This window comes from Vibrio sp. 811 (genome assembly GCF_033339195.1).
Genome location: NZ_JAWOUB010000128.1, coordinates 1 through 1,021 on the forward strand (window position 1 = coordinate 1; position 1,021 = coordinate 1,021).

Sequence of the window (1,021 nt, forward strand, 5' to 3'; positions counted from 1 at the left end):
TCCCCTAACACCTGTTCATCAACTGGCAACACTTTCACATGGACCACGATCTTAGTCATGCGCCCCATCAGCATGTCTTTAAAAGGTTTGTCCGTTTTCTCTGGATACGCGAGGGTCACATCAATGATGTTCTCAAACTGCTCGCCCATTGCCGCCAATGTGTAAGCAATACCGCCTGACTTGGGTTGCAACAGGTATTGGTAGCCCGCTTTGCTTTTACGCTGCTTCTCTTCAGTAAAGCGAGTACCTTCCACGTAGTTCACAACCGTGGTTGGAGTATGCTTAAACTTGGCACACGAACGACGTGTGGTTGCCAAATCTTGGCCACGTTTGTGAGGGTTACGAATTAAATACTCACGAGAGTAACGACGCATGAAAGGCATGTCTAAAGCCCAACATGCCATACCAATAAACGGCACATACAGCAGTTGTTGCTTGAGGAAAAACTTCGGCATTGGAATGCGATCTTTAAATACGCAGCACAGCACAACAATATCCGTCCAACTGAGGTGATTGCTGATCAGCAAATACCAACCATCTTTTTTCAGATTCTCGATGCCTTGAACGTCCCACTCCACACGGTTAGACAAGGCAAGAATCCCCGCATTGACGGTCGCCCAAATCCACATCACTTTGTTGGCAGCTTCCGTCCCTTTAGCTTTTAACTGCGCGGTCGGAAGTAGGATCTTAAAAATAGCGATGACACAAATTACGAGTGAACAAATCGCAGAATTGAGGATCACAAAAGAAGCGTTAAAAAAAAATAACAAATATGCCAACATGATAACCAAACAACAGTGATAAGGTGTGAGTAATAAAACAGCGTGTAATTATACTGCTCCGTTGCCACATTGGAACATTTGTGAGAATGGTCAGATTTGTTTTATGTAAAACCAAACTCATATCAAAATCACAATATTCATTCGACAACAAGGAGATAACGAATGAAACCAAGGCTAACCCTTTTGCCTTTGGCCTTTGTCGTCAGTTCTGCTCAGGCTCAACTCGCTGAAACCGCAGG

General features: G+C 44.4%; 1 protein-coding gene. It reads right to left on the minus strand.

Features of this window, described 5'->3' with window-relative positions; all coding sequences use genetic code 11:
* A partial coding sequence (locus tag R7Q46_RS25305) for an acyltransferase (protein WP_318077957.1) occupies window positions 1-782 on the minus strand: 782 nt, incomplete at its 3' end.
* Window positions 783-1,021: the final 239 nt, after the last annotated feature.